This window comes from Pseudomonas sp., from assembly GCF_049653025.1.
Taxonomy (GTDB): Bacteria; Pseudomonadota; Gammaproteobacteria; order Pseudomonadales; family Pseudomonadaceae; genus Aquipseudomonas.
Genome location: NZ_JBASFM010000003.1, coordinates 75,921 through 97,776, shown reverse-complemented (window position 1 = coordinate 97,776; position 21,856 = coordinate 75,921). Strand labels below are relative to the sequence as shown.

The following is a 21,856-nucleotide window of genomic DNA, read 5'->3' as shown; positions in this document are numbered from 1 at the left end:
CGCGCGATTTGGCCGGCACCTCGATAGTGTGTTTTTGACTATGCCGCGCCCGGCATAGCAGCAAGCGTTGCTGAGGCCGCTCACTGCTGGCCGGCGGGACTGACTAAACTGGGTTTAACAGGCCGTTGAAAAATGTAGCGAGCGAAGGCCAGGCAAGGCGAAATTAGCCGAGGAAGCGGAGTGTACGAGTTGTACATGAGCATTCTGAGGCTGATTTCAACGCGGCATGGTCGAGCGCAGTAGTTTTTAAACGGCTTGTTAGGGGGATCAGTAGTAGCCGCGTAGCACGCGGTCGTGGAGGTGACTTATGCAGATGGCGCAAACCCTGGAGCGCAGCCTGAACCGCGCGCAATGTCAGTATGAGCTGGTCGAGCACAGCGAGTCGGCGACCAGTCTGGAGTCGGCACGCAAGGCGGGCATACCTGCCGCGCACATGGCCAAGTCGGTGATCCTCGATGATCGGCGCGGGCATTACCTGATGGCCGTGTTGCCGGCCAATCGCCAGCTGGATCTGAGCAAGGTACGCAAGGGCCCGCAGCGCTGGCAGTTGAGTGGCGAGCAGGCGCTGGCCAAGCTGTTCAAGGATTGCCAGCGCGGCGCGGTACCGGCCCTGGGCGAGCTCTACGGCCTCGACATGCTGATCGACCCGGCGCTGGTTGCCCTGCAGGACATCTACCTGGAGGCGGGTGATCACGAAAGCCTGGTGCATATGCCACTCGATGACTTCTTCAGGCTGGTGCCCAATGCCGAGATCTGTGCGCTCTGCGCTTGAGTCTTTAGGCGTCCGCTAGCAGGACCTTGTGCGGCATTCGCGGCTTTGCGGGTGCCGCACTCGTCGCCTGCATGGGGCTCGACTATAGTGGGTGGCTTGTACCGCCACCCCCTTGTTGGAGCCCCGCAATGCCGAAGAAAGGATTACTTCTGGCACTTGTCCTGAGCCTGCTCAGCGCCTGTGATTCGTCCACCCCCGAGCCGGCCGCTGTCAGCGCCAGTTCATCCGCGGCCAGCAGCGCGGCCCCACGCGCGGAGGTCGACCGCGAGGCCCTGGCCAAGCGCTATGCCGGGCGCGAGCTGAGCGTGGTGGACGTCTCGGAAATTCAGCTGGAAGGTGCCAGCACGCTGTCGATCAGCTTCTCGGTGCCACTCGACCCCGAGCAGAAGTTCGCCGAGCGCCTGCACCTGGTCGACAGCAAGGATGGCAAGGTCGACGGGGCCTGGGAACTGACCGACAACCTGATGGAGTTGCGCCTGCGCCATCTGGAGCCGCAGCGCAAACTGGTACTGACCGTGGATGCCGGTCTACTTGGGCTGAATGGCCAGAGCCTCGCCGCCGAGCAGGTCACCCGGCTGGAAACCCGCGACCTGCAAGCCAGCGTCGGCTTCGCCAGTCGTGGCTCCTTGCTGCCGACCCGCCTGGCCGAAGGCCTGCCGGTGATCGCGCTGAACGTCGACAAGGTCAATGTCGAGTTCTTCCGCATCAAGGCCGAATCGCTGCCGGCCTTCCTCAATCGCTGGGGCAGCTCCAGCAACCTCGACCCCTGGGACGCGCGCTCGCTGCTGCCGATGGCCGAGCTGGTGTACGGCGGCCGCTTCGACCTGAACCCGGCGCGCAACACCCGCGAAGCCCTGTTGCTGCCGATCGCCGGCCTGGAGCCGTTCAAGCAGCCCGGGGTGTACCTGGCGGTGATGCGTGAAGCCGGCAGCTTCAATTATTCGCAGCCCGCCACCCTGTTTACCCTGAGTGATATCGGCCTGTCGGCGCGGCGCTATCACGACCGCCTGGATGTGTTCACCCAGGCCTTGGCGGGCGGTGATGCGCTGGCCGATGTACGCCTGGAGCTGCTCGATGCCGAAGGCCAGGTGCTGGCCGAGGGCAAGACCGACAGCGCCGGCCATGGCGAATTGCCGTTGCCGGCCAAGGCCGAAGTGCTGCTGGCGCATCAGGGTGAGCAGACCAGCCTGCTGCGCCTGAACAGTGCGGCGCTGGATCTGGCCGAGTTCGATATCGCCGGGCCCATGGGCCAGCCACTGCAATTTTTCGTGTTTGGCCCGCGTGATCTCTATCGTCCGGGCGAGACCGTGCTGCTCAATGGCTTGCTGCGCGATGCCGATGGCCGCGCGGTGAAGAGCCAACCGGTGAATGTCGAAGTGCGTCGCCCGGATGAGCAGGTCAGCCGCAAGTTCGTCTGGCAGGCCGATGATGCCGGCTTGTATCAATACCAACTGCAACTGGCCGAAGAGGCACCGACCGGGCGCTGGCAATTGCTCTTCGACCTGGGCGATGGCCGCCCGCAGCTCTATGAATTCTCCGTGGAAGACTTCCTGCCCGAGCGCATGGCGCTGGAACTCAAAGGCAGCGAACAGCCCTATACCCCGGCGGAAAACGCCCAGTTCGAGGTGACCGGGCGTTACCTCTACGGCGCACCGGCGGCGGGTAACCGCCTAAGCGGCCAGCTCTATGTGCGGCCGCTGCGTGAGGCGGTGGCGAGTTTGCCGGGCTATCAGTTCGGTTCGGTGACCGAGGAGGAGCTGAGCGAGGACATCGAGCTAGATGAAACCAGCCTGGACGAACAGGGCAAAACCAGCCTGGATATCGAAAGCCGTTGGGCCGATGCCAAGTCGCCGCTGCGTCTGATTCTTCAAGCCAGTCTGCAGGAGTCCGGCGGTCGTGCAATTACCCGGCGGGTTATTCAGCCGGTGTGGCCAGCCGAGCGCCTGCCCGGCGTGCGCGGGCTGTTTGAAGGCGAGGAAGTGGACGCCGACAGCCTGGCCGAGTTCGAAGTGCTGGTGGCGGATGCTGAGGGTAACAAGCTGGCGGCGGATCAGCTCAGCGTGCGCCTGGTGCGTGAGCGCCGTGACTACTTCTGGAACTTCTCCGAGGACGAGGGCTGGAGCCACAACTACACCGAGAAATTCCTCACCCTGAATGAGGAAACCCTCCAGGTGGCTGCCGGCGGTACGGCCAAGATCAGCTTCCCGGTGGAGTGGGGTCCGTACCGCGTTGAAGTGATTGACGGCCAGACCGGCTTGGTCAGCAGCCTGCGCTTCTGGGCCGGCTACCGCTGGCAGGACAACGCCGACGGCGGCGCGGTGCGGCCGGATCAGGTCAAGCTGGCGCTGGATAAACCAGCTTATGTCGATGGCGACACCGCCCAGGTCACGGTCACCCCGCCTTCCGCGGGCAAGGGCTACCTGATGGTGGAATCCAGCGAAGGGCCGTTGTGGTGGGAAGAGATCGAGGTGCCGGCCGAGGGCAAGACCTTCGACATCCCGATTGCCAAGGACTGGGCGCGGCATGACCTGTATGTCAGCGCCCTGGTGATTCGCCCCGGCGAGCGCAAGAGCAATGCCACGCCCAAGCGTGCGGTCGGCCTGCTGCATCTGCCGCTGGAACGTGCGCCGCGCAAACTGGCGCTGACCCTCACCGCTGTGGAAAAGATGCGCCCCAACCAGCCGCTCAAGGTCAAGGTGCAGGCGCGCAACGCCGACGGCAGCATCCCGAAACAGGCGCAGGTGCTGGTGGCGGCAGTGGATGTCGGCATTCTCAATATCACTGAGTACGCCACGCCGGATCCGTTCGCCAACTTCTTCGGCCGCAAGGCCTACGGTGCCGACCATCTGGATATCTACGGCCAGTTGATTGAGGCCGGCCAGGGCCGGCTGGCCAAGCTGGCTTTCGGTGGTGACGCCGCGCTGGCCGGTGGCGGCAAGCGCCCAGACACCAGCGTGCTGATCGTTGCGTTGCAAAGCCAGCCGCTGGCGCTGAACGAGCAGGGTGAAGGCGAAGTCAGCCTGGATATTCCCGACTTCAACGGCGAGCTGCGCTTGATGGCGCAGGCCTGGACCGACGAGCATTACGGCATGGGCGAAGGCAAGACGGTGGTCGCCGCGCCGCTGATCGCCGAGCTGTCCGCGCCGCGCTTCCTTGCCGGTGGCGATGAAACCACCCTGGCGCTGGATTTGAGCAACCTGTCCGGGCGTGAACAGAAGCTGGATGTGCAGCTGAGCGCCGAAGGCCAGCTGCGCCTGGCGCAGAACCCCGGCGCGGCGGTGGCGCCGATCACCCTGGAGGATGGTCAGCGCACCATTCTGCGCATTCCGGTGACCGCGTTGGGCGGCTATGGCCAGGGCCTCTTCAAGGTCAGCGTAAAAGGCCTGGCGTTGCCAGGTGAAGACCTGCCGCCGTTCAGCCGCGAGTGGAAGCTGGGCATTCGTCCGGCCTACCCGGCGCAGCTGCAACACTTCCGCGCGGTGCTCAAGGATCAGCCCTGGAGCCTGCCGGCGGATGCGCTGAGCGCCTTCGAGGCGGCAGGTCTGGAAGCGCGTCTGGCGGTTTCCAGTCGGCCGCCGCTCAACCTCGGTGAGCAGATCCGTGCACTCAAGGCGTACCCGTATGGCTGCCTGGAGCAGACCACCAGCGGCCTCTATCCCTCCCTGTACGCCGATGCGGCGACGCTCAAGCGCCTGGGCGTGGAAGCCGAGCCGGATGAACAGCGCAAACGCTCCATCGAGCTGGGCATCGAGCGCCTGCTGAGCATGCAGCGCTACAACGGCAGCTTCGGTTTGTGGGGCGCGGACAGCGACGAGGAATACTGGCTGACCGCCTATGTCAGCGACTTCCTCCTGCGCGCCCGCGAACAGGGTTTCGGCGTGCCGGAAGAGGCGCTGAAAAAGGCCAACGAACGCCTGCTGCGCTATGTGCAGGAGCGCAACCTGATCGAGGTCAATTACAGCGATAACGCCGACCACAGCCGCTTTGCCGTGCAGGCCTACGCCGGTTATGTGCTGGCGCGCAGCCAACAGGCGCCGTTGGGTGCCTTGCGCAGCCTGTACGAGCGCCGCAGTGATGCGCTGTCCGGCTTGCCGCTGGTGCACCTGGCCGTGGCCTTGCAGAAAATGGGCGATCAGCCCCGCGCCGATGCGCTGCTGACTGCCGGTCTGGCCCGTGGCCGTGACAGCGACAACTGGCTGGCTGACTACGGCAGCCCGCTGCGCGATCAGGCGCTGATTCTGGCGCTGCTGGAAGAGCACGACCTGCTCGCTGAGCGCCGCGAAGAACGCCTGTTCAACCTGGCCGACGAAGTGGCCGGGCAGCAGTGGCTGTCGACCCAGGAACGCAACTCGTTGTACCTGGCTGGGCGCAATCTGCTGAGCAAGCCGGAGCCGAACTGGAGTGCTGGGTTGCAAAGCGGCAGCCTGGCCTTCGAGCTGAGCAACGCCCAGCCGGGCCTCAAGCTCGATGGCAGTGATCTGGCCGCGCCGCTGACGATCAGCAATTCGACGAGCAAGCCGGGCGAGACGCCGCTGTATCAGCAGCTGACATTGTCCGGCTACCCAAGCCAGGCTCCGGCGGCGGGTGGTGAAAACCTCTCGATCTACCGCGAGTACCTGGGTATGGATGGCGAACCGCTGGACCTGAGCGCCCTGCAAAGCGGCGAACTGGTGCTGGTGCACCTGGCCGTGGCGGCCAAACAACGGGTGCCGGATGCCCTGGTGGTCGACTTACTGCCGGCCGGCCTGGAGTTGGAAAACCAGAACCTGGCGCAAAGCTCAGCCAGCCTGGATGACGCCAGCAGCGCGGTGAAGGAGTGGCGTGAGTCGATGCAGAACGCCAGTATCAAACATCAGGAGTTCCGTGGTGATCGCTACGTCGCGGCGCTGGATGTAAACGGCTACGACACCACCCACCTGCTGTACCTGGCACGCGCCGTCACCCCGGGCAGCTACCGCGTGCCGCCACCGCAAGTGGAATCCATGTACCGGCCGAACTGGCAGGCGCTGGGCGAAACGCCGGGGCGTTTGGTGGTCAAGGAACGCTAGAACGCACAAGGCCCGCCAAACTGGCGGGCCTTGTTGTTTGCTTAACCGATTAAACCGCTAAGCAGCCATAAACCGAGCACCAGCCAGATCACCCCGGCAATAATTGAGCGGCGGATAAAGGCGCGTACTGCCAGGTACAGCAGCCAGAGACCGGCGACTAGAACCACGATGCTGAGCAGTGAAGGCGTTACCCCCAAAGCCTTGGACATACCGGTGATAAAGCTGCTGACCGCGCCGCCAAGCATGCCGAAAAAGCCGCTCAGGCCTTCGACAATAAAGCGGATTACCGAGCCGAACGCCTCGCCGAGGGATTCAAAAAAGCCGTCTACACCCATTTTCTCGTTCCAATTGGCCATCTGTTGGTTGCTGCTGCGCGCCAGTGTGCCAGCCATTTGGCAGAATGGCAGCGCCCTTGGCCGTTTGTCAGTACAGCATCGCGATACAAGGAATGGATCCGCGCATGACCCGCGTTAAGCAGCTCTACCTGTTGGCCCTGCGCGCCTGGCGTAATCGGGCGTGGCCGCTGTTGCGCCGGCCCTGGCTGGCTGTGCCGCTGTGCCTGCTGTTGACGCTGGCGCTGGCTGATCGGTTGTTTCCGCTGCCGTTGCCGGCAGATGACCTGGCGCGGGTGGTGTTGGCCGAGGATGGCGCACCGTTGTGGCGTTTTGCCGACCGCGACGGCGTATGGCGCTACCCGATCAGCCTCAGTGAGGTGTCGCCCTATTACTTGGAAGCACTGCTGACCTATGAGGATCGCTGGTTCTATCGGCATCCCGGGGTCAACCCGCTGGCGCTGGGCCGTGCCGCCTGGCAGAACCTCAGTGGCGGGCGCGTGCTCTCGGGCGGCAGCACGCTGTCGATGCAGGTGGCGCGTCTGCTCGATCCGCACGCACGCAGCTACGGCGGCAAGCTCAAGCAGCTGTGGCGCACCGCGCAGCTGGAATGGCACCTGTCCAAGGCTGAAATTCTCACTCTCTATCTCAATCGCGCGCCTTTTGGCGGCACTCTGCAAGGCGTGGCAGCGGCCAGTTGGGCTTATTTGGGCAAGTCGCCGAGCCAGCTAACCCGCGCCGAAGCTGCTCTGCTCGCGGTGCTGCCACAAGCACCTAGCCGCCTGCGCCCGGATCGACATCCAGAGCGCGCTCAGGCCGCGCGCGACAAGGTGCTGCGGCGTCTGGCCAGTTTCCAGGTGTGGCCGCAGTCGGCGATCAACGATGCCCTGCAGGAGCAGGTGTTGCTGGCGCCGCGTCAGGAACCACGCCTGGCGCCGCTGCTGGCTCGGCGCCTGAACACGGCCGGCAGCCCGCCGCTGATCCGCACCACGCTGGATGCGGCCTTGCAGCGCCGCTTGGAGGATCTGCTGTTGGGATGGCGGGCACGTTTGCCGGAGCGCACCTCGGCGGCGATTCTGGTGGTCGAGCATTCCAGCATGGCGGTGCGCGCCTACCTCGGCTCGGTGGATATTGCCGACACCAAGCGCTTCGGCCATGTCGACATGATCAATGCCGTGCGTTCCCCGGGCTCGACGCTGAAACCTTTTCTTTATGGCATGGCGCTGGACGAGGGGCTGATCCATTCCGAGTCGCTGCTGCAGGATGTGCCGCGGCGCTATGGCGACTACCGGCCGGGCAACTTCGCCGCCGGTTTCAGTGGCGCGGTGTCCGCCAGCGAGGCGCTCGCCACCTCGTTGAACCTGCCCGCCGTGCAGCTGCTGGAAGCCTACGGGCCGAAGCGTTTTGCCGGCGAGTTGCGCAGTGCCGGGGTGCCGCTGCTGTTGCCGCCGCTGGCTGAACCGAACCTGGCGCTGATTCTCGGCGGTGCCGGTAGTCGTCTGGAAGAACTGGTCAGCGGCTACAGCGCCTATGCCCGTGGCGGCCAGGCCGCGCGCCTGCGCTTGCAGCCGCAGGATGCCTTGCACGAGCGGCGTCTGCTGTCGCCGGGATCGGCCTGGATTGTGCGACGCATTCTCAGCGGTCAGGCGCGCCCGGACCGTGATCCACGCGCGCAGCTGGTGCAGCGGCCAAGCCTGGCCTGGAAGACCGGCACCAGTTACGGCTTTCGCGATGCCTGGGCGATTGGTGTGGCCCCGCGTTACCTGATCGGCATCTGGATCGGCCGCCCGGATGGCACCCCAGTGCCGGGGCAGTTCGGCCTGGCCTCGGCCGCGCCGCTGCTGTTGCAGGTGCACGACCTGCTGGTCAACCGTGACAGCCAGCGCGGGATTGCCTTGCCGGTCGACCCGCAGCCCGCTTCGGTCGGCGTAGCCGCCATCTGCTGGCCGCTGGGTCAGCCGTTGGACAGCCGCGATCCCAACTGCCGTCGCCAGCGCTTTGCCTGGACCTTGGACGGCACCACGCCGCCGACCTTGCAGGCGCTCGATCAGCCGCTGGGGCTGGGTTTGCAGGAAACCGTCTGGCTTAACCCGGCAGGGCAGCGGGTCGATGCCAGTTGCCCGGGCGCTGTGGCGCAGCGCCTGGCGCTCTGGCCCGCGCCGCTGGAACCCTGGCTAGCCAAGCGCGAGCGGCGCAGCACGCGCCTGCCGGTGGTCGACCCCGCGTGCCCACCGCGGCATGCCGCGCCAGCGGCGCCCTTGTCGATTGTCGGGGTGCGCGATGGCGATCATCTGCGCCGCCCCGCCGGCAGCGCCGAACCGTTGCGCTTGCGCCTCTCGGCGTTGGGCGGGAGCGGCCGGCGCTGGTGGTTTGTCGATGGCCAGCCGCTGGCGGAAACCGCCGCCGAGGCGCAGTTCAACCAGGCTTTTAGCCGCGCCGGCGAATACCAGCTGAGCGTGCTCGATGAAAGCGGACAGACCGCGCGGGTGCAGTTCAGCCTGAACCAGTAGCCCATGCCTGGGGTGCGATCAGCTTGCTTGGCGGCACCGGCGCGGCGGCCATCTATGCTGTTAGTGATCAAGCGCCTCAAGCCGGCCCTACGCCCTGCCGATAAGGTGTTTGAACCCAGCGGCTGTTGAGTTTGTATACAAATATGTATTCAATCGTCGTCTTCGAACAATAATTAAAAGGTAATCTCCATGAGCTTGTGGAAGCGCAGCATTCAGTGGCAGCTGATTCTCAGCATGGGCGCGGCCCTGCTCACCAGCATTCTGATCGTGGTCGGCGTCTATTCGGCGGTGGTTAACCGCTTGACCGAGCGCTTCCTGGTCGAAGAGGCATTGCCGGCGCGGGTGCTGGCGATCCGCAATGACCTGGAGCGGGTGCTGACGGCCCCGATCACCGCCAACGCCGGGATTGCCAGCAACAGCTTTATCCAGGACTGGCTGGCCGCCGGCGAAGAGGAAGGCCAGCGTGACGCCGTGGCGCGTTACTTGGAGGGCGTGCGCCAGCAGCAGAACGCCCTGACCACCTCGATTGCCGTGCTGGACAGCGGCAACTATTTCACCGGCGCGGGCCTGGCGCGGGTGATCAGCCGTGATCAGCCGGAAAACCAGTGGTTCTACAAGCTGGTCGACGGCAGCCGCGACCAGGTGCTGGAAATCGATATCGACAAGGGCACGCGTCTGCCGACCCTGTTTATCAACCAGCGGATCAAGCAGGGCGGCAAAACCCTGGGCGTATCCGGGCTGGGCTTCAGCCTCAAGGCCATGTCGGAAATGATCCGTGATTTCCGTTTTGGTGAGCGCGGCCAGGTGTTTCTGATCGATGCCCAGGGCGATATCAAGGTGCATCCACAGGCCGAGTTGAGCGGCAGCGGCCGCCTGGCCGAACTGTTTGGCAAGTCCCCGGCCGAGCAGTTGCTCGGCGGTGGAGGCAAGGCCGTACGTTTCGAGCGCGACGGTGAAACCTACCTGGCGGTAGCACAGAAGCTTGGCAGCCTGGACTGGCTGCTGGTTAGCGAGGTGCCGGAAGCGGAAATCTACGCCGAGGCGCGCGAGGCGCTGATGATGACCATCGCGATTGGCGTTGGTGTGGCGTTGCTGTTCCTCGGCCTGGTGGTGCTGCTGGCGCGCGGGCTGGTGCGGCCGATTCGTCAGGTCACGGTGGCGCTGGTGGAGATCGGCGGTGGTGGTGGTGACCTGACCCGGCGTCTGGACGAGTCGCGTGAGGACGAACTGGGTGATCTGGCGCGTGGTTTCAATCGCTTTATCGGTGGTCAGCGCAGCCTGATCAGTGATGTGCTGGCGACCAGCGAGCGCTTGCGCGCGGCGGTCGGCCAGGTGGCTCAGGTGGTGGAAAACACCGCCGGGCGCTCCGGCCAGCAGCAGGAAATGACCGATATGGTCGCCACGGCGGTGCACGAGATGGGCCTGACCGTGCAGGAAATCGCCCGTAATGCCAGCAGCGCGGCGCATGCCTCGCAGTCGGCGCGGGACGAGGCGCAGCAGGCGCGCAAAGTGGTCGGGCAATCGATCAGCCAGATCGAGAAGATGTCGGCGGACATTGGCGGCGCAGCCTCTGCGGTCAGCGAGCTGGCCACCCAGGTGGCCTCGATCGATCAGGTCCTGGCGGTGATTCGCGGCATTTCCGAGCAGACCAACTTGCTGGCCCTCAACGCCGCCATCGAGGCCGCGCGGGCCGGTGAGATGGGCCGTGGTTTTGCCGTGGTCGCCGATGAAGTGCGCACCCTGGCGAGCCGCACGCAGAGCTCGACCGATGAAATCCAGCAGATGATCCAGCGCCTCAAGCAGGGTGCCGAAACCGCGGTCAGCTCCATGCACGCAGGCCAGGCGGCTACCGGCACCGGGGTCGAGTCCAGTCAGCGCACTGGGCAATCTCTGGGCGCAATCACCGATCAGATCGAGCGCATCAGCGACATGAACACCCAGGTGGCGGCAGCGACCGAGGAGCAGTCATCAGTTACCGAGGAGATCAACCGCAACGTGCAGGGGATTGCCGACCTGGCGCATGCCACGGCCGGTGAGGTGCAGGTGTGTCGTGAGGATTGCCAGACCCTGCGCGGCCTGGCTGATGATCTGGCCAAGCAGATGGGTAGCTTCCGTCTGTAATACCAGGTGCGGCGGCATCTGCGGGATGCCGCTTCAGGCCAGCTGCAGGCGATTGCGCCCGGCATCCTTGGCCTGATACAGGGCGTCGTCGACGCGCTTGAAGAAGGCCTCGGCGCTGCTGTCGTGACGCATGTCGTAACACCCCACCCCCAGGCTTGCGGTCAGCGGCAGCGTTGCGCCCGGGACCTCGAAGCCTTCCCGTTCCAGCTCCTGACGAAACTGCTCGGCCAGCAGGCGCGCCTGCTCCAGCGGGGTATTGGGCATCAGTATGCCGAACTCTTCGCCACCCAGGCGCAGCAGGGCGTCACTGTCACGCCGGAAGTTCTGCCGCATGCGCTCGGCAAAGGCGCTCAGGCAGGTATCGCCACAGGCATGCCCGTGCTCATCGTTGATCCGCTTGAAGAAGTCGATATCCAGCAGCACCAGCGACAGTGGCTGGCTCTGCCGCTGGGCGTTGGCGACCATCACCGGGAACAGGGAGTTGAACTGATAGCGATTGCCCAGCTGGGTCAGGCTGTCGGTACGGCTGAGTTGCTCGAGGCGCTCCTGCTGGTCGAGCAGCTGCAGCTCCAGCGCCAGGGTGTTGTGGTATTCGCGGTGGCTGCGGTTGAGCGCCAGCAGCAGGTAGCTCAGGTAGAAGCTCAGGGTGATCAGCACGGCGTGCCGTGCCTGCCAGTCCAGCGCCAGGCTGAGCAGTCCCGGCAGGTAGATCAGCAGCAGCGCCAGGGTCGCGCGTTTCTTGCGCATCGAGAAGGTGAAGGCCAGCGCGGTGCTGAAGGCTATGGTGCTGAGGGTGGCGATGATCGCCGAGCTGCTGAACAGCGCATGCGTCTGCGCCAGGGCATGGGCCAGGCCCCAGGCCAGCGCGGTGCTGAGAATCAACAGCCAGTGGTGATTGAGCCAGCGCTGCAGCGCGGCGGGCGTCTGCTCGTCTGGCAGGCGATGCAGCAGGCGCAGCGTCAGTAGCAGGGCGAACACGCCCAGGCCGATCAGCCCCGGGGCCAGCAGCGCCAGCGGGTCATTGCTGAACCCCCAGGTGAGCAGCCACGCCAGCAGGTAATAGATGCCCCCCAGCGGCGTGCGGATGCGCGTGTCCTGGGCTTCGCGCCAGAGTGCGAAAGCCTGCGGCTGACGGGGGACGTGGGGTTCGGTCATGGCTTGTGATCACAAAAAAGCGGCCTGACCGCAGCATAACTGTTTCGTTCTGAAAAAGCTGTCAGATCGCCAGTACGAGAAAACATCCTGCTGCTGGCCGGAATTTGGCCGGTCAGCTGCGGCGGATCAGCCAGATGCCGGCGACGATCAGCAGCAGGCCACCGACTTTGCCCAGGCTGATCGGCGCTTCGCGAAAGCCGGCCCAGCCGAAGTGATCCAGGGTCAGCGCCATACTCAGCTGGCCGGCAATCACCAGCGCCATAAACAGCAACGCACCAACCTTGGGCCCGGCGAAGGCGGCGGTGGCGATAAACATCACCCCTAGCAGGCCGCCGCTCCAGTGCCACCAGGTCAGGCCTTTCAGCGCACCGATGCTGGGAAACTCGCGTTGTGCCAGCACCAGGATCAGCAGCGCCAGGGTGCCGACGGTAAAGGAAAGCAGTGCGGCGGACAGCACGCTGGACAGCTGTTTGGCCAACTGGCCGTTGATGCCGGCCTGTAACGGCAGGCAGGCTCCGGCGACAAACGGCAAGGCAAGTAACCACCAGATCGGGGCAGGCATGGGCATCTCCAGGTTGGCCGCTGATTATGCCGCAAGGTCGTGCGCGGGGTCAGTCTACGGCCACTGCATCTCGCCTTTAAGCACCTTGGCGCTCAGCTCCAGGCTGCTGGCGTCGAGCAGCTGCGGGTAGCGGGCCGTCATCGCGGCGATCAGTGCCTGGCTGTTCTGGGCCTTGGCTAGTTCGGTTTCCAGGCTGTTCAGGTAGGCGCGGGTAAAACGCAGGTCGTCCAGGTTCAGCTTGGGCTTGCCCAGGTAGTGGCCGGGCACCAGGGTCTGCGGTTGCAGGGCTTCCAGTTCGGCCAGCGATTGCAGCCAGGACTGGCGCGCGGCGGGCGTCTGCGCATCGGCAATCCAGGGGTGGATATTGGCGTAGGTCAGCACGCCGCCGACCACGGTCTTGCGGCTCGGGATCCACAGGCTGGTGTGCTTGGGGTCATGGCCGATCAGTTGCAGGGGCTGGCCTTCCAGCATCAGGTGGTCGCCTTGCAGTGCTTGCGGCACCACAGTGCGGGCGGGCGCAGTGTCCTTGAGGATCGGGCCCCAGTAGGCCAGCTTCGGCGCACGGCTTTTCTCGATATAGGCGATGGTCTGCGGCGTGGCCAGTACCTTGGCCTTGGGGAAGGCGCGGGTCAGGGTGTCCAGGCCGAAGTAGAAATCCGGGTCGCCGTGGCTGATAAAGATGGTGGTGAGGTTCTTGCCGCTGGCCTGGATGCGCTCGACCAGCTGCTGCGCTTCACGAGTGGAGAACTGCGCATCGACCAGAATGGCATCGCGCTCGCCGCTGATCAGGGTCGAGGTGACCGGGAAGATCGCGCTCTCGCCCGGGTTGTACACCTCGATGCTGAGCGGTTGGGCGATAGCGGCCGTGGCCGCGCCGAACAGGCTGATGCTGGCGAGCAGCTGGCGAATGATGGGTGAACTGAACATGGTGACCTCCGATAAGTACGTGAGCTGATCTTAGTTGCTTTAAATCGAGCCAAAAGCCCCTTAATCTGCGCAGGTTTATTGCGTATATCGAGCGAGTTATGGATCGGCTTACAGCAACCCGGGTATTTGTCGAGGTGGTGGACAGGGGTAGCCAGACGGCCGCCGCCGAGGCACTGGAGATGTCGCGGGCGATGGTTTCGCGCTACCTCGGCGAGCTGGAGGGCTGGGTCGGCGCGCGCCTGCTGCACCGCACCACGCGCAAGTTGAGCCTGACCGGGGCTGGCGAACAGTTGCTGGGCCAATGCCGCGAGATGCTGGCGCTGGCCGAAACCATGCAAGGCGTCAGCCTGGCGCAGGACAGCGCGCCGCGCGGCAACCTGCGCATCGCCTGCAGCCAGTCGTTCGCCCAGGCCTGGCTGGTGCACGGCTTGCGCGACTTTATCCGCCTGCACCCGCAGGTCAGTGTCGATCTGCTGGTGGGCAGCCAGGCGGTCAATCTGGTCGAGGCGCGCATCGACCTGGCTTTGCGCATCACCAACCAGCTCGACCCCAACCTGATCGCGCGTCAGCTGGCGGTGTGCCGCTCGGTGGTCTGCGCCACTCCGGCGTACCTGGCGCAGCACGGCACGCCGCAGCGGCCGGAAGAGCTGGCGCAGCACAATTGCCTGAGTTACGCCTATTTCGGTCGCAGCATCTGGGAGTTTCAGCGTGGCGGCGAGCCGTATGCGGTGGCGGTTAGCGGCAACCTCAGCGCCAATGAGTCGATGGTGCTGCTGGAGGCGACCCTGGCCGATGCCGGCATCAGCCTGCAGCCGCGTTATTCAGTGAGTGCGCTGCTGCGCTCGGGGGCGCTGGTGCAGCTGCTGCCCGAGTACCAGCCGCAGGAGCTGGGCATTCATGCGCTGTACGGCAGCCGCCGGCAGATGCCGACGGCGCTGCGCGCCTTGCTGGATTTTCTGATTGAGCGCCTGGCCAGTACGCCGGATTGGGATCTGTAAGCGGGGCTTACAGTGGCTTGCTGAACTGAATCAGCGCCACGCGCTGGTCGTGCCGGTCACGCCGCTCGACCACGCCGCTGAGGGCGTAACCGAGTTTCGGGTAGAGCAGCAACCCGGCGCTGTTGGCGTTGAAGCACGACACCTGCATGCGCACGGCGTGGTAGTGCTCGCGCGCCAGTTGCTCCATCACCGCCACCAGGTAATGCGCCACGCCCTGGCCGCGCGCCCAGGGTGCCACCATCAGGTTGCCGAGGGCGCAGTAGTCGTCGTACTGCCATTGGTAGAAGTTGGCGAAGCCGGCAACCCGTCCGTTCAGCACCACCACGGTGCTGTCGCGGCGTTCGGCCATGGCGGCGGCCAGCTGACCGATGCTTAGCGGCCAGTCGGCTTTGGGGTAGCAGAAGAACAGTTCTTCGGCGTTCTGCGGAAAATTGACGATGTCGGCCAGATCACTGGCCACCGCCGGGCGATGGCTGAGCTGCGGGTTAGGGTTCATGCAAGGCCCTGATTGTTAGCGTGGCGGATACTGGCTGAGAATCTGCGCCACGCTGTTACGGATTTCCGCTTCGCGCTCGCTTGGGTTGGCTGGGTTGTTGCGCACGATCTGCTCGGTACTGCCGCGCCAGACCAGCTTGCCATCCTTGCCGTCGAGCAGGTCGATCTGCAGGGTGGCCACCTGATAATCCACATTGCGCGTCTCGACATACCCCGGGCCGCCCCAGAAACCGCCGCCCCAAGGGTTGCCCCAGGCCCCGCCAACCTGAGTGCTGACCTGCTGCTGGCGGTTATCGACGATCAGCCAGACCTTTACCTTGAGATCTGCCGGCGTGTTTGCCGCGGTTGTGCGCAGGCCGCGTTGGTCGAGCTGCTCGGTAACGGCGGCACGGATGCGCTGGCCAGTGAGGTCGCTGTTCAGGCGTGGGTCATCGGGCTTGTATTGCACGCCCGGCTCCTGCCAGCTCCAGCTGCGGTAGGCGGCGAAATCCCGATTAGGGTCGAAGTCGCGCTGCAGCTGGGGCGTCTGGCAGGCGCTCAGCAGCAACAGCAGGGGCAGTAGCAGGATCGATGCACGCATGACGTTCTCCGTGGGTGTCGGGTGGGGCAATCAGCTCGGTGGATAAGCGCTCAGGGCCTGTTGCACTGCCGTGCGCAAGGCCGCCATGCGTTCGCTCTGGCTGCCGCTGCTGAGGGTTTCGGCGCTGGCGCTCCACAGCACCTGGCCATCCTGGCTGTCGAACAGTTCGATAGCCACCACTATGACCTCTTCGGTATAGCTGCGCACCAGCGGCGCGCTGCCCCATAGGCCGTAGTCATCGCCATAACGGCTATGGCCGTAATAGCTGCCGTAGCTTTCGGTGACCTGGCGGATGCGTTGCTCCAGGCGCAGTTCGGCGCTGACCTGCAGATCGCTGCTGGCCGCACCGCGTTGCGGGCGCAGGCCGCGCTGGTCGAGAGCATTGCTCAGGGCTTCCTGTACCTGCTCGGAACTGGCCCAGGCCGTGCCGGCGGGCAGACGCTGCCAGCTCCAGGTGCGATAGCGGCCATAGTCGCGCGGCGGCGCTGGGTAGGCGCTAAGGTCCAGATGTTGCGCGGCCTGTACCGGCGCGGGTGGCAGTGGGGTGCTGGTCGCGGTGTAGGGGTTGTGGCTCTGGCAGGCCGCGAGGGTGGCCAGTAGCAGTAATGCGCCAAGTCGTTTCATCGCGTGCATGCCTCCAGTGCGATGGCTGTCAGAGTGGCCGGCAGATCCAGTGCAGATAACGCCCCAGCCCGGCAAAGCTGGGGTGGCGGCGGTAGGCCAGCTCCATTTCCAGCAGGTCGATCAGTTCGGCCTTGGCCTGGAAGGGTTGCGGCATATAGTCGTGAAACACCCGCACGCCACTCTGGCTTTCGACCTGCCAAGTCAGCTCAAGTTGCGCTGCCAGTTCGCGCGGGTCGAGCGGCATCTGTGGGGTCAGGCTTTGTTTTTCCCCGGCGAACTCGGCCTTGCGCAGCTTGCGGAAATGGCCCTTGAGCAGGTTGCGGTAGATCAGCGCGTCCTTGTTGTAGAAGGCCAGCGACAGCCAGCCGCCGGGCGCGCAGAGCTGGTGCAGCACCGGCAGAATGCTCTGCGGCTCGGCCAGCCATTCCAACACGGCGTGGCAGATCACCAGGTCATAGGGTTGCTCGAGCTGACCGAGCAGGTCTTGCCAGGGCGCTTGAATAAACGTGGCGTGTTGGCCAGCCTCGGCAAAGCGCTGGCGGGCACCCTGCAACATCGGTTCGGCGGGTTCCGCCAGGGTCACCTGATGGCCGCGCTGGGCCAGCCACAACGACATATGGCCCAGCCCCGCGCCGATATCCAGTACCCGCAACGGCCGCTCGGGCAGGGCATCGGCCAGGTCGGCCTGGAGCACGGCCAGGCGGATTGCGCCCTTGGCCCCGCCGTAGATCTTCTCGGCGAAGCGGGTGGCCAGCTCGTCGAAATGGCGATCAGTCATTGCGCCTCTCCGAGAAAGCGCCGTTCGTTGTCGGCCAGCTTGGCGCGTACCACCTGTTCCATGTCCAGACCCAGCTCGCCGCACAGCAGCACCAGATACAGCACGATATCGCCGATTTCCTGGCCGGCATGGGCCAGTTGATCGGCGGGAAGCTGGTGTGATTGTGCTTCGGTCAGCCATTGGAAGATTTCCACCAGCTCGGCCATTTCCACGCTGGCGGCCATGGCCAGGTTCTTCGGGCTGTGGAATGGCCGCCAGTCGTTGCGATCACGAATGGCGTGCATGCGGGTGGTCAGTTCGGCGAGGTTCATCAGGCGCTCCAGGCAGGAGCGCATAGCTTCGGGCTTTGCCGGCCTGGCTTCAAGCCGGCAAAACAACGGAGTTCTTATGGATAGCCGCTTTCGTTGGGATTGTTGGTCACTTCCATCACGCGCCAGACGTTGGCGTAGACGCTTTCCTGGGAGAAGGTGATGCGCCCCTTGCCTTTGTACAGCGCGACCACGCGGGCCACGTCCTTGCCCTTGAAGTTGAACGGGATCCAGGCTTTGCCAGTCTGGTGCGAGTAGGTGGCGGTAGGCGCGCCGAGCAGCGCGTTGACTTCGTCCATGCTCATGCCGGTGCGGATATCGCTGAACGAGCCGCTGCCCTGGGCGACGGCGGCGGCAGGTGCGGCGGCCGCTGGCGCGCTGCTGGCCGGCTGGCCCTTGCCATTGCGGTAGGCATCCAGGTTGACGCTGCCGGCGGTGTAAGCCGCGCCGCCTGGGCTGAGGCTGTCGGCTGCGTTTTCGCAGTGGCGGTCAAGCTTGCGGTTGTTGGCGTTGGCCACCACTTCATCGAGCACCGGCTTGTAGCGGCCGTTGCCGGAGCTGCCGAGAGCCTTGCAGACCCAGGCCAGGGCATCGGAGGTGGTGTTGTCGGAGGCCGTGCGGTACTTCTGTAGCAGCACTTCGGCGGCGACGTCGAGGGTCTCGGTATCGCGGTAGCCGCTGTGGTAGATGCTCTGCGCCGCTTCACGAATCGACACCGGGCCGCCCTGCACCAGCTGGTTGACGTAGCGTTGCCCGGAGGCGTCCAGGGCCTGGGCCTGCAGGGCTGTACCGGCGAGGGTCAGGGCGGTGGCGAGTGTTGCGATCTTGTTCATGCGGATGCTCTCTAGTTCCATGGGAGTTGCCTGGCGGGTCAACCGTGACCGCGTGGGCGCAAGAGGCAACACGATAATCCTGCTCCGGAAAAACGCCAAGCCTCTGCTGCTGGAAGTGCCGGCCATGCCGCGTCCTGTATATGCAACGCTCGCGCGGCTAGTCGAGGGGGCTCCAGCTGCCACTCATATGCATCAGCTCATCCTTGCCGAGCAGGCTGAACTGGCCATGGGGCGTGGCCTCGCTGGCTTGCAGGTGCACGTCGCTGGGCAGCAGCACCGGTTTGTGGAAGCGCACGGCGACCTGATAACCGGCGCTGGGCAGGCGTGAGCCCAGTTCGGCCAGGGCGCGGCCCTTGTTCCACAGCCCGTGGGCAATCGCGCGGGGGAAACCGAATAGCTTGGCGCTGGCGGCAAACAGATGGATTGGGTTGTAGTCACCGGCAATCCGCGCATAACGCCGGCCGATATCCGCCGGGGCCTGCCAGTGGGCGAGGGTGGTTTGGGGGCGCGGGGCTTCGGCAGCCTGTTCGGCCGGTTTGCCGTCCAGGCGCAAGGCGCGGCAGAGAATGCGGCTGTCACCTTCCCAGAGCAGGCCGAGCTGGTCGTGCAGCTGGGTGATCAGGCTGAAGCTCACGCCCTTGTCGTGGGGCCGCAGGCCTTGGACCTGCACGCTGACGCTGAATGGGCCGAGGCCGCCGAGCGGGCGCAGCACGCGGATGCGGTTTTCCAGGTGCACCAGACCCAGTAGCGGGAACGGAAAGCGCTTGTCGGTGAGTAGCTGCATCTGCAGGGCGAAGGCGAGGATATGTGGGTAGGTCGCCGGCAGCAGGCCGTTGTCGCTAAAACCGCAGATCTGCCGGTAACGCGCCAGATGCGCGGGGTCGACCGTGACCTGGCAGCGCAGCCCCAGGTTGGGCAGGCTGCGTCCGCTGACACTGCGGCGCAAGGCTGCGCGGGCAAACAGGCCAGGCAAGGCGGGTGGGGCGGGCAGGTCGAGCCAGTCGATGGCCATGGGCGAACTCCTCAGAACGGTGGCAGCAGCTTAGTCGGCCGTCCGTGGCGTGCATTGGCCGGCTCGCCTGGCTGTGCGGCAGGCCAGTCAATAGAGCGGCGCAACACTGATTCACGCCTTGAGCGCAGAGCCCAAAGCTGCCTAAGATGGCCGCGCCTCGCGGATAACAAGAAATCAGAAAAATATGCGTGATCTAACCGACGACGTGGCGCTGATGCGCCCGGTGATCGACGCCTTGCGTGCCAGCGGTAACGACCCCGATCGGGTGCTGGCGCGCGTTGGCCTGCCGCCCGGTGGTTTGCCTGCCGGACGCTTTCCCCATGCTGCCCAGGCCATGTTCTGGAAGGCCGCCATCGATGAATGCGGCGAGGAACATGTCGGCCTCTACCTGGCTCAGCACCTGCCGGCATTCCATGGCCTGCTGCTGGAATACCTGTTTCTCTCCAGCGAAACCTTCGGTGAAGGGCTGCGTCATGCGCTGCGCTATGTGCGCCTGCTGTCCGACACCCTGAATGCCCGCCTGGAGGTGCAGGATGAGCGTGCGGTGCTGGTGCTCGGGCTGATTCCCGGCACACCTCGGCACTTCCCGGAGATGCTCGCCGGCGCGGTGATCCGTTTGTTCGCGGCCCTCACCGAGGGCGATTTCACGCCTTTCGAAGTGCACTTTATGCATGCCGATGGCGCGCCCGCCGAGCTGTATCAGCAGGTCTATGGCTGCCCGGCGGTGCTGGCCGGTGAGCGCTATGCGCTGGTGTTCAATGCGGCGGTGCTGGAGAAAACCTCGCGGCATGCCGCCCCGGAATTGCTGCGCATGCACGAGTCGCTGGCACGCCGCCAGCTGGCCGAAGTCGAGCGGCTGGACCTGGTGCGCAAGGTGCGTGAATTGATCGGCGAGCTGCTGGTCGACAGCGGTGCCACTCTGGAGCAGGTCGCGGCGCGGCTGAATATGCCGGCGCGGCGGCTGCGCGAGCGCCTGGCCATGGCCGGGGTGCGCTTCAATGACCTGGTCACCGACTACCGCTGCCGCCTGGCCAAGGACCTGTTGCTTAACACCGACGAGCGCATCGAGGTAATCGTCGAACGCACCGGCTTCTCCGAGCCGAGCACCTTCTACCGTGCCTTTAAACGCTGGGTCGGCGAGACGCCGGTGGAATTCCGCAAGCGCGGCAAGTAAGGCTTACTGGGCCAAGCCGACCAAGGTCGTGGCGCACGAATGGCCAAGTCGCCGACACAGCATCTGTACGGCGTGATCGTCTGGTCAGGTAACCCCTCTTTGCTGGGCCACCGCAGGTGTTTTCAGGCGGCGGGGCGGTCTGTGCTGGAGCGGATTGCGCCGCAGGCGACGCCAGCCGAGGACGATGCCGCTGACGCTGATGGCCAGGCCGCCGAGGCTGAAGGCGATGATCAGCACCTCGCGCAGCAGTGGCCGTTCCAGCAGCGGCAGCCAGTCCCAGCTGTGCAGCAGGTTGAACAGCCAGCGCGAGACTCGTTGGCGCTGGTCGAGTTGCTCGATTAGCGCGCCGCTGTAAGGGTCGAGATGCACCCAGGTGGCGGCGGGATCATCGAAGCGCACACGCAGCAGGGGCAGGCGCTTGCGCTGGTGGCCGTACATGCTCTGTTCGGCGCGTTGGTAGTAATAAGCGTCGTAGCGCTCCAGCCAGTCGAACTGCACGGCCACGCCCGGCAGCATGGCGCGCGCGGCCTGTTCCAGGGTGCTGGTGGGCAGTTGCGCGAGCACGGGCGCGCCTTCGACGACGCTCTGGATGCGGCTCTCGCCGGCCGCGTCGTAGCCCACCCGGTAGAGTTGGCCGCCGACCCTCTGCCAGTGCACTTCCCGCACCGCCAGGCCGGCCTGGCGGAACTGCGCGAGCGTCTCGGCCAGCGGCTGGTGATCGCTACCGGTATTCAGCTCGCCGCCGCGATAGGCCGCCGGGGTGGCGGTCGAGGAACTGGCAAACAGCTGCCAGGGGTTCATCGACAGCAGCCCGCTGAAAATCCAGGCGATCAGCACCGCACCGAACAGCAGCCCGCCGATGTGATGCCAGCGCGCGAAGCCACCCGCATAAGGCGAGCGCGAGCCGCTGCGATAGGGTTTGGCGAAGCGCCAACGGAGCAGACCGACGACCTGTCCGAGCAGCGCCATAAGGGTGGCGGCCAGCGCCAGGTAGATGACAATCTGCGTCCACCAGGGGCTGTCGCGCAGCGGGTACAACCAGTGCAGCCAGGCCCCCAGCCAGTTCCAGGTCCGCTCCGTGCGCGTCGCGTCGCGCACCACCGCGCCGGTCTGGCCGGAGATGTACAGCAGGCTGCCCGCCGCGTCGGCCACCTGCACGCGGTGCAGCGGCCGGTCCGGATCGAGGGCGCGCGAATGGCTCCAGGTGTCTTCCTGCACCTGATCGAGGTAGTCCACCGGGTCTGTACCGGCGAACTGGCGCGCGCTGGCCAGCGCCGTGTGTGCATCGACCGTGGTAATCCGCTGGCCACTGCGCGCGTCCACCACCAGGCGCGTGCCGTCGGCGTAGCCGAGCAGGTAGCGCGGCGTGCCGGCGACGCTGCTCAGGCGCAGTGTGCTCGGCACCTCGCTGCGTCCGCTGGCGGCCAGCGCCTGGCCCGGGCTGACGCAGCAATCACGCGGCGACAGCTCGGGCAGGTGCGCCAGATGTTCGGCCGGCGTCAGCTTGGGATAGCCGACATACAGCATGACCACCCCGGAGACGAACCACAGCGCCATAAACAGGCACAGGCTGATGCCCAACCAGCGGTGCCAGAGGTAGAGGTAGCGTTTGATCGCCATGCTGCGG

Annotated in this window: 18 protein-coding genes and 1 pseudogene; 7 read left to right on the top strand and 12 right to left on the bottom strand. The window is 65.4% G+C overall.

The genetic code is table 11. The features are described from left to right. Positions 1-307: 307 nt before the first annotated feature. Positions 308-772 carry an aminoacyl-tRNA deacylase gene (locus WBK23_RS01035; protein ID WP_424482151.1) on the top strand — a complete coding sequence of 155 codons (465 nt, stop codon included), beginning with the start codon at positions 308-310 and terminating at the stop codon, positions 770-772. A 128-nt stretch (positions 773-900) separates the two neighbouring features. Beyond that, positions 901-5,820 (top strand): alpha-2-macroglobulin family protein, encoded by a 4,920-nt coding sequence (locus WBK23_RS01030; RefSeq protein ID WP_424482150.1) that lies wholly within the window; start codon positions 901-903, stop codon positions 5,818-5,820. Positions 5,821-5,861: 41 nt separating this feature from the next. On the opposite strand, the gene WBK23_RS01025 is transcribed toward WBK23_RS01030, so the two are convergent. Further along, positions 5,862-6,155 carry a hypothetical protein gene (locus WBK23_RS01025; protein WP_424482197.1) on the bottom strand — a complete coding sequence of 98 codons (294 nt, stop codon included), beginning with the start codon at positions 6,153-6,155 and terminating at the stop codon, positions 5,862-5,864. 125 nt (positions 6,156-6,280) lie between these two features. Here WBK23_RS01025 and pbpC point away from each other — a divergent pair, with 125 nt between their 5' ends. From pbpC to WBK23_RS01010, 3 genes and pseudogenes are all read left to right on the top strand, one after another. Continuing rightward, positions 6,281-8,662, top strand: a complete 2,382-nt coding sequence (gene pbpC / locus WBK23_RS01020) for a peptidoglycan glycosyltransferase PbpC (RefSeq protein ID WP_424482149.1) — start codon at positions 6,281-6,283, stop codon at positions 8,660-8,662. A 189-nt stretch (positions 8,663-8,851) separates the two neighbouring features. Continuing rightward, a pseudogene (locus WBK23_RS01015) lies at positions 8,852-9,913 on the top strand (HAMP domain-containing protein); the annotation flags it as partial. Positions 9,914-10,045: 132 nt separating this feature from the next. Beyond that, complete coding sequence (locus WBK23_RS01010) at positions 10,046-10,783, top strand: methyl-accepting chemotaxis protein (protein WP_424482196.1); 738 nt, start codon at positions 10,046-10,048, stop codon at positions 10,781-10,783. Between the two features lie 33 nt (positions 10,784-10,816). On the opposite strand, the gene WBK23_RS01005 is transcribed toward WBK23_RS01010, so the two are convergent. The 3 genes from WBK23_RS01005 to WBK23_RS00995 all read right to left on the bottom strand — a co-directional run bounded on the left by WBK23_RS01005 (position 10,817) and on the right by WBK23_RS00995 (position 13,427). Then, a complete protein-coding gene (locus tag WBK23_RS01005; protein ID WP_424482148.1) occupies positions 10,817-11,938 on the bottom strand; it encodes a GGDEF domain-containing protein in 1,122 nt (373 codons plus the stop codon). Positions 11,939-12,050: 112 nt separating this feature from the next. Continuing rightward, a complete protein-coding gene (locus WBK23_RS01000; RefSeq protein WP_424482147.1) occupies positions 12,051-12,500 on the bottom strand; it encodes a DMT family transporter in 450 nt (149 codons plus the stop codon). A gap of 54 nt (positions 12,501-12,554) precedes the next feature. Continuing rightward, the gene (locus tag WBK23_RS00995) at positions 12,555-13,427 is read right to left on the bottom strand and encodes an MBL fold metallo-hydrolase (protein ID WP_424482146.1); all 873 of its coding nucleotides are present in this window, start codon (positions 13,425-13,427) and stop codon (positions 12,555-12,557) included. Between the two features lie 98 nt (positions 13,428-13,525). Here WBK23_RS00995 and WBK23_RS00990 point away from each other — a divergent pair, with 98 nt between their 5' ends. Beyond that, positions 13,526-14,425: a LysR family transcriptional regulator gene (locus WBK23_RS00990; protein WP_424482145.1), complete on the top strand. Its 900-nt coding sequence runs from the start codon at positions 13,526-13,528 to the stop codon at positions 14,423-14,425. Positions 14,426-14,432: 7 nt separating this feature from the next. On the opposite strand, the gene WBK23_RS00985 is transcribed toward WBK23_RS00990, so the two are convergent. From WBK23_RS00985 to WBK23_RS00955, 7 genes are all read right to left on the bottom strand, one after another. After that, positions 14,433-14,921: an N-acetyltransferase family protein gene (locus WBK23_RS00985; protein WP_424482144.1), complete on the bottom strand. Its 489-nt coding sequence runs from the start codon at positions 14,919-14,921 to the stop codon at positions 14,433-14,435. 15 nt (positions 14,922-14,936) lie between these two features. After that, positions 14,937-15,500, bottom strand: coding sequence for a DUF4136 domain-containing protein (locus WBK23_RS00980; protein ID WP_424482143.1), 564 nt, complete (start codon positions 15,498-15,500; stop codon positions 14,937-14,939). Positions 15,501-15,530: 30 nt separating this feature from the next. Next, entirely contained in the window at positions 15,531-16,124 is a 594-nt protein-coding gene (locus WBK23_RS00975; RefSeq protein WP_424482142.1) for a DUF4136 domain-containing protein, read from the bottom strand. A gap of 28 nt (positions 16,125-16,152) precedes the next feature. Continuing rightward, the gene (locus WBK23_RS00970; RefSeq protein ID WP_424482141.1) at positions 16,153-16,902 is read right to left on the bottom strand and encodes a methyltransferase; all 750 of its coding nucleotides are present in this window, start codon (positions 16,900-16,902) and stop codon (positions 16,153-16,155) included. After that, positions 16,899-17,213 (bottom strand): nucleotide pyrophosphohydrolase, encoded by a 315-nt coding sequence (locus tag WBK23_RS00965; RefSeq protein WP_424482140.1) that lies wholly within the window; start codon positions 17,211-17,213, stop codon positions 16,899-16,901. Before WBK23_RS00965 ends, WBK23_RS00970 begins: the two co-directional genes overlap by 4 nt. Positions 17,214-17,287: 74 nt before the next feature. After that, on the bottom strand, positions 17,288-18,043 hold the full coding sequence (locus WBK23_RS00960; protein WP_424482139.1) for a hypothetical protein: 756 nt from the start codon (positions 18,041-18,043) through the stop codon (positions 17,288-17,290). Between the two features lie 157 nt (positions 18,044-18,200). Further along, on the bottom strand, positions 18,201-19,055 hold the full coding sequence (locus WBK23_RS00955) for a MaoC family dehydratase (protein WP_424482138.1): 855 nt from the start codon (positions 19,053-19,055) through the stop codon (positions 18,201-18,203). 184 nt (positions 19,056-19,239) lie between these two features. Here WBK23_RS00955 and WBK23_RS00950 point away from each other — a divergent pair, with 184 nt between their 5' ends. Beyond that, positions 19,240-20,229 (top strand): AraC family transcriptional regulator, encoded by a 990-nt coding sequence (locus WBK23_RS00950; RefSeq protein ID WP_424482137.1) that lies wholly within the window; start codon positions 19,240-19,242, stop codon positions 20,227-20,229. Positions 20,230-20,313: 84 nt separating this feature from the next. Here the strand turns inward: WBK23_RS00950 and WBK23_RS00945 are convergent, their stop codons facing one another. Continuing rightward, the gene (locus WBK23_RS00945; RefSeq protein ID WP_424482195.1) at positions 20,314-21,843 is read right to left on the bottom strand and encodes a PepSY domain-containing protein; all 1,530 of its coding nucleotides are present in this window, start codon (positions 21,841-21,843) and stop codon (positions 20,314-20,316) included. Between the last annotated feature and the right edge of the window lie 13 nt (positions 21,844-21,856).